The organism is Devosia sp. (assembly GCF_017307565.1).
Taxonomy (GTDB): domain Bacteria; phylum Pseudomonadota; class Alphaproteobacteria; order Rhizobiales; family Devosiaceae; genus Devosia.
In genome coordinates this window covers 1-6,882 of record NZ_JAFKHD010000492.1, presented here as the reverse complement: position 1 = coordinate 6,882, position 6,882 = coordinate 1, and the positions used below count along the sequence as shown (strand labels likewise).

Annotated in this window: 7 protein-coding genes; all 7 read right to left on the bottom strand. The window is 63.1% G+C overall.

Annotated features, from left to right (window positions below):
- Positions 1 to 210: hypothetical protein (locus J0I64_RS21470; protein WP_291412136.1), on the bottom strand; the 210-nt coding region annotated here is incomplete at its 3' end.
- Positions 211 to 290: 80 nt separating this feature from the next.
- On the bottom strand, positions 291 to 2,516 hold the full coding sequence (gene purL, locus J0I64_RS21465; protein ID WP_291412134.1) for a phosphoribosylformylglycinamidine synthase subunit PurL: 2,226 nt from the start codon (positions 2,514 to 2,516) through the stop codon (positions 291 to 293).
- Positions 2,513 to 3,124, bottom strand: a complete 612-nt coding sequence (locus J0I64_RS21460) for a DJ-1/PfpI family protein (protein ID WP_291412132.1) — start codon at positions 3,122 to 3,124, stop codon at positions 2,513 to 2,515. The genes purL and J0I64_RS21460 overlap by 4 nt, the downstream gene beginning before the upstream one ends.
- Before the next feature lie 32 nt (positions 3,125 to 3,156).
- Positions 3,157 to 3,825 carry a phosphoribosylformylglycinamidine synthase subunit PurQ gene (gene purQ, locus J0I64_RS21455; protein WP_291412130.1) on the bottom strand — a complete coding sequence of 223 codons (669 nt, stop codon included), beginning with the start codon at positions 3,823 to 3,825 and terminating at the stop codon, positions 3,157 to 3,159.
- A gap of 155 nt (positions 3,826 to 3,980) precedes the next feature.
- Positions 3,981 to 4,481: a DUF1993 family protein gene (locus tag J0I64_RS21450; protein ID WP_291412128.1), complete on the bottom strand. Its 501-nt coding sequence runs from the start codon at positions 4,479 to 4,481 to the stop codon at positions 3,981 to 3,983.
- Between the two features lie 91 nt (positions 4,482 to 4,572).
- Positions 4,573 to 5,868, bottom strand: a complete 1,296-nt coding sequence (pyrC, locus tag J0I64_RS21445; protein WP_291412127.1) for a dihydroorotase — start codon at positions 5,866 to 5,868, stop codon at positions 4,573 to 4,575.
- Positions 5,865 to 6,827, bottom strand: coding sequence for an aspartate carbamoyltransferase catalytic subunit (locus J0I64_RS21440; protein WP_291412124.1), 963 nt, complete (start codon positions 6,825 to 6,827; stop codon positions 5,865 to 5,867). The genes pyrC and J0I64_RS21440 overlap by 4 nt, the downstream gene beginning before the upstream one ends.
- Positions 6,828 to 6,882 lie beyond the last annotated feature (55 nt).

Sequence of the window (6,882 nt, the reverse complement as noted above, 5' to 3'; positions counted from 1 at the left end):
GAGGTCGCACTGGAGCGGGGCGTTGGGGTGGTTGATCGTCAACGGCTCGCCGGCGCCGCCGGAGGCCACCATGGCTTCGGGATAGATCAGCGTATAGGGCTGGTCAGGGAAGATGGAGCGCGTGACGTTGACGCTTTGGCCAAGGGCGGCAATCGGCATTGCGGCTGCGCCCAAACCCACGGCGATCGCCAGAAAACGCTTCGATCTCATCAGACGCTCCAAAAATACTACGCCGCCCTTTGGCGTACCAAAGAGCGGCGATCATATGGCATCCGTCGGATTTGAGCTAATCACGCCGACATATAGTTGGGGAACCAGCTTTCATGCGCGCTGGCGAGGGCTGCGACCGAAACCGGCTTGGCCTTGCCGAGCACGAGGTCGGAGCCGCCGGTCGTGCCGATCCACGGAGCCTCGATGCCCAACGCCTTTGCTTCGTTCCAGAGGGCGGCGATTTCATCGCCCTGGGGATCAAGATTGAGCGTCAGCAGGTACCGGCCCTGGTCTTCGCCGAAATACTGGAGGATTGGATCGTGACCCTCGATGTCGACCACGGTAGCGCCGATGCCACCCGAAATCGCCATTTCGGCCAAAGCCACTCCGAGGCCACCGTCGGAAAGATCGTGGCAAGCCGTAACCACGCCCGAACGGATCAGTTTGCGCACGAAGTCGCCGGTCTTCCGCTCGGCGGCCAAGTCCACGTGAGGAGCGTCGCCATCGCGGCGATCAAAAAGATCGCGGAGGTAGATCGACTGGCCAAGGTGGGTGCCGCGCAGCGCGGGGCCGCCGATGAGCAGGATCGGCTGGTTGGCGGCAGCGAAACCGATGCGGATGCTCTTCTGCCAATCAGGCAGCAGGCCAACGCCGCCAATGGTCGGGGTCGGCAGAATGCCGCGGCCATTGGTTTCGTTGTAGAGCGAGACATTGCCCGACACGATCGGGAAGTCGAGTGCGCGGCACGCATCGCCGATACCGCCCACGGCCTTCACCAACTGCCCCATGATTTCCGGGCGTTCCGGGTTGCCGAAGTTGAGATTGTCGGTCGCGGCCAATGGCTCTGCACCGGTAGCGGTCAGGTTACGCCAGCACTCGGCCACGGCCTGCTTTCCGCCCTCATAGGGGTTGGCCTCGCAGTAGCGCGGATTGACGTCCGAGGTGAAGGCCAAGCCCTTGCTGTCGTGGCCAAGTACGCGGATCACACCGGCATCGCCGCCGGGGCGCTGAATGCTATTGCCCTGGATCATGGTGTCATACTGTTCGTAGACCCAGCGGCGCGACGAGCACTGGTGGCCGCCGACGAGCTTGAGCAGCGCGTCGGCTACATCCATCTGCGGCACGTCATTGGCTGCGAGCGCGGCCGGAATCTTGGGCTCGACCCACGGACGATCATATTCCGGAGCCTCGTCACCGAGTTCCTTGATCGGCAGATTGGCCACTTCCTCGCCTTGCCACAGAACGCGGAACCGAAGGTCGTCGGTGGTCTTGCCGACGGTCGCGAAGTCCAGCTCCCACTTTTCGAATACGGCGCGCGCTGCTGCTTCCTTGTCCGGATGCAGCACCATCAGCATGCGCTCCTGCGATTCGGAGAGCATCATTTCATAGGCCGTCATGCGCTCTTCGCGCACCGGCACCTTGTCGAGATCAAGCTCGATGCCGAGATCGCCCTTGGCGCCCATTTCGACGGCGGAACAAGTGAGGCCCGCGGCGCCCATGTCCTGAATGGCGATAACGGCACCGGTCGCCATCAGCTCAAGGCAGGCTTCGAGAAGGCGTTTTTCGGTGAAGGGGTCGCCAACCTGCACGGTGGGACGCTTTTCCTCGATATCGTCGCCGAATTCTGCCGAGGCCATGGTTGCGCCGCCCACGCCATCGCGACCTGTCTTGGCGCCGAGATAGACGACGGGGAGGCCAACGCCTTCCGCCTTGGAGTAGAAAATCTTGTCGGTGTCGGCCAAGCCCGCGGCGAAGGCGTTGACGAGGATATTGCCGTTGTAGCGAGCGTCGAATTCGACCTCGCCGCCGACAGTCGGAACCCCGAAGGAATTGCCATAGCCGCCAACACCGGCGACGACGCCATGCACGAGGTGGCGGGTCTTTTCATGCTCCGGCGCGCCAAAGCGCAGGGCGTTCATTGCCGCGACCGGGCGGGCGCCCATGGTGAAGACGTCGCGCAGAATGCCGCCCACGCCGGTTGCCGCGCCCTGATAGGGTTCGATGAAGCTCGGGTGGTTGTGCGATTCCATCTTGAAAACGACGGCCTGGCCATCGCCGATATCGACGACGCCGGCATTTTCGCCGGGCCCCTGAATGACGCGCGGCCCCTGGGTTGGCAGGGTGCGAAGCCACTTTTTCGAGCTCTTATAGGAACAGTGTTCGTTCCACATTGCCGAGAAAATGCCGAGCTCGGTGTAGCTCGGTACGCGGCCGATCAGATCAAGGATCTTCTGGTATTCGTCAGGCTTGAGCCCGTGGTCGGCGACCAGCTGCGGGGTGATTTCGATGTCGTTGCGAAGGGTCATCGGGTCGTTCCGTAGGGGGGCTCGGGGTAATATTCCATGGCGCGCTGCGTCTCATGGGCGATGTCGTGGCCAAAGAGATGGCCGACAAACCACAGCGACATGTCGATGCCGGCTGAAACGCCGCCACTGGTGACGACGCTGCCGTGGCGGACATAGCGCTCGTCGGTCGTGAAATAGGCCTTCACGGCCATGCTGCGCACCCAGTCCATGGCGGCATGATTGGTGGTGGCGCGCTTGCCATCGAGAAAGCCTGTCTGGCCCAGCAATGCCGCGCCGGTGCAGACGGACGCCTGCCACTTCGCTGCGGCGAGATAGTCGCGCAGGGTGTTGATGAACGCGTCGTCCATGATGATGGTGCGCGTGCCTTTGCCACCGGGAACAATGACCAGGTCGGCATGCGGGGCGTCAGAAAAGTCGTAGTCGGCCTCCACGCGCAGGCCCTTGGCGCAGCGCAGCGCCTTTTCAGGCCATGCGACGGTGAAAACCTTCAGCGGCGCCCCAAGCTGGGCTGCCATGGTGAAGACTTCCCAGGGGCCGACAAAGTCGAGTTCTTCGACATCGGGAAAGACGACGACGCCCACTTGAAGCGGGTTATTTGCGTCAACCATGCTGCACTCCTCGCCGGCACCGAGCCGGGCAATCAGGCTGCTTTATTGAGAAGGGTGGCGAACAGTGCACGGCCGTCGTCGCCGCCATGCGCGGCTTCGATCAGGTTTTCCGGATGCGGCATCAGCCCGAGCACGTTCTTGTCCGCATTCAGGATGCCGGCGATGTTGTTGATCGAGCCGTTGGGATTGGTGCCCTCGGCATAGCGGAAGGCTACCCGCCCGTCGCCCTCGAGTGCGGCAAGCGTTTCGGCATCGGCGAAGTAGTTGCCATCGTGGTGAGCGACCGGGCACCGGATAACTTGGCCCTTGGCGTAACCGCTGGTAAACGCATTGTCGGTGCTGGCGACCTCGAGCTTGACTTCGCGGCACACGAATTTCAGCGAGGTGTTGCGCATAAGAGCGCCGGGCAGCAGCCCTGCCTCGATCAGGATCTGGAAGCCGTTGCAGACGCCGAGAACCTTGACGCCCTTGGAAGCGCGTTCGCGAACCTTGTCCATCATAGGCGACCGGGCAGCGATAGCGCCGCAGCGCAGATAGTCGCCGTAGGAGAAGCCGCCAGGAATGACGATCAGGTCGACATCGGGGATATCGGCATCCTGGTGCCAGACTACAGCCGGTTCCGCGCCTCCGATCTTGGTCAGCGCCGCGATCATGTCGCGGTCACGATTAAGTCCGGGAAACACGATGACGGCGGCCTTCATCGGGCGATCCTTGCTGTGTCTGAACTGATGCGAGGCCCTTGTGATCAGTCTTGCTGCAAAAGGCAAGGGGGCTGCGGGATTCCCAAGAGTTTTGTGACGAAGCAGTCACTATCCGCGCTTGGGATTGCTGTCCCGCAGCCGAATTGCCCTGAGAACTAGCCCAGATAGTCCTTCTTGCCGATCGGCACGCCTTTGTGGCGGAGGATGTCGTAGGCCGTGGTCACGTGGAAAAAGAAATTCGGCAGGCCGCGGTTGAGGAGGTAGGTTTCGCCGCTGAGCTCGGTGTCCTGGCCGCCGATCTTGATGGTGACGGTGCGGTCGTCGGAGCCGACGAATTCTTCGGGGGTGAAGGTTGCGAGATAGTCGATGCCCTTCTGCAGGCGTGCCTTGAGGTCGGCGAAGGTGACCTCGTCGTCGGCCCAGCTCGGCAGCGGCTTTTGGGCGAGGCGCGAGGAGACGCCCTTGGCGCCGTCGGTGGCGATCTGCACCTGGCCGCTGAGCGGTATCATGTCGGGCGCGAGGCGAGTTTCGACGAAGGTCTGCAGGTCGATGTTCTGCTCGGCGGCAAAAGCCTCGGCCTTTTCGAAAACGGCCAGCAGGTTTTTGAGCATGCGCGAAAAGACCGGCACCGAGGCCGAATACATGGACAGCGTCATTGGGAACACCATGAAAAGGAGGGCACGGGAAGCTGGTTAGCCCCCCGTGCCGCAAGATAGGTGCTTGGCATTCGGCCCGGAAGGGTGGGCGCTAGTCCTTATGCAAAAATACCGTTTCGCCGGCGACGATGGTCCGCATGACCTTGCCGGCAAGGCGGGCGTTTTCGAAGCTGGTATTGCGCGATCGCGAACGCAGTTCGTTCTCGTTGACCTGCCAGGGATAATCGAGATCGACGAGGATCAGGTCGGCCGGCGCGCCCTTGGCGATGCGGCCGGCTTCGAGGCCGAGGATTTCCGCCGGGCGGCTGGTCATGGCTTTCAGGACAGTGAGCAGCGGCACGTCGTCGGAATGGACGAGGCGCAGCGCGGCGGCGAGCAGGGTTTCAAGGCCAATGGCGCCGGTGGAGGCTTCCGCAAAAGGCTGGCGTTTGACTTCGCTGTCCTGCGGATCGTGATCGGAATGGATCGTGTCGATCACGCCAGAGCGCAGGCCTTCGATGACGGCGCGGCGGTCGTCTTCCGAGCGCAGCGGGGTGCCGAGCTTGAAGTATGTCCGGTAGCGGCCGATGTCGTTTTCGTTGAGGCAAAGATTGTTGATCGAGATGCCGGCGGTAATGCGCGGGTTACGCGATTTCGCGGTCTTGACGATTTCGACCGAGCCTTCGGTGGAGATTTGGGCTGCGTGGTAGCGGACGCCGGTCAATGCAGCGAGCTGCAGATCGCGGGAAAGCGGGATGGTTTCGGCTTCGCGGGGAATGCCTTTCAGGCCCAGCACGGTGGCAAAAAGGCCATCGTTCATGACGCCTTCGCCGGCAAGGCTCAGGTCCACCGTGTGGTGGACGATGGTCATGTCGAAATTGGCGGCATAGGACATGGCCGTGCGGAGGAGCGCGGTCGACTGGATGGAATTGCGGCCATCGGAGAGGCAGACGGCGCCGGCCTCGCGCATGAGGCCGAATTCGGTGAGGTCCTTGCCTGCAAGACCCTTGGTGATGCCGGCGGCGGGGAGGACGTTGACCTTGGATGTCGCCTTGGCGCGACGGACGAGGAAGTCCACCACGGCGCCATCGTCCACGGCGGGCATGGTGTCGGGCATCATCACGAAGGACGTAACGCCACCGGCGGCGGCGGCTTCGCCGGCCGAGGCGAGGGTTTCGCGATATTCCCAGCCGGGCTCGCCGGTAAAGACGCGCATGTCGATGAGGCCGGGGGCGAGGACGAGGCCATGGGCGTTGATGACTTCGGCATCGTCGGGCACGCCGACGGGGCCGCCGAGGGCGAGATCACTGATGCGGCCGTTTTCGATCAGCACGGCGCCGCGCTGGTCGGTGCCCGAGGCGGGATCGACGATGCGGGCGTTTTCAATGAGCAGGGGCTTTGTTGTCATGCCTGGTCTCCCGAGAGCAGCGCGTCGAGGACGGCCATGCGGACGGCAACGCCCATTTCGACCTGATCGGTGATGACCGAGCGGGAACCATCGGCAATGGCCGGATCGATCTCTACGCCGCGGTTCATGGGGCCGGGATGCATGACGATGGCATCGGGATTGGCGAAGGCCAGCTTTTCGGCGTCGAGACCGTAGAAGCGATAGTATTCGCGGACCGAGGGGATCATCTTGCCGCTGGCGCGCTCATGCTGGAGGCGCAGCATCATCACGACGTCGACGCCCTTGAGGCCTTCTTCCATGTCGGTAAAGACTTCAGTGGCCAAGTGCTCGATGCCCGGCGGCAGCAGATTGCGCGGGGCGATGACGCGGGTGCGCACGTGGAGCGCGCCGAGCAGCAGGAGATTGGAGCGGGCGACGCGGGAATTGGCGATGTCGCCGCAGATGGCGACGGTGAGGCCCGAAATCCGGCCCTTGTGGCGGCGGATGGTCAGCGCGTCGAGGAGCGCCTGGGTCGGGTGCTCATGGGCGCCGTCGCCGGCATTGATGACGGAGCAGCCGACTTTTTGGGAGAGCAGCTCTACCGCGCCGGCAGCGCCGTGGCGAACCACCAGCACATCGGGGCGCATGGCGTTGAGCGTCGCGGCGGTATCGACGAGGGTTTCGCCCTTGGAGACCGACGAGGTTTTGACCGACATGTTGACGACGAGGGCGCCGAGGCGTTTGCCGGCGATCTCGAACGAGGACTGGGTCCGCGTCGAGGCTTCAAAGAAGAGATTGATCTGGGTTTTGCCGGAAAGCGTGGGGAGCGATTTGCGCTCCTGCCTGCTGACGGGGACCATGCGCTCGGCGCGGTCCAGCAGGTCAATTATTTCGTGCTGTTTGAGATCAGCAATGGAAATGAGGTGTCGTTGGCGGAACGGGGGGAAGTCGCCGGAGGTGCTGGCGGGCGTGTCGGCCATGCTCGGATCCCTTCAGATTTGCTGCGGTCTATCCGAGGGGGGCGACACGTTCAAC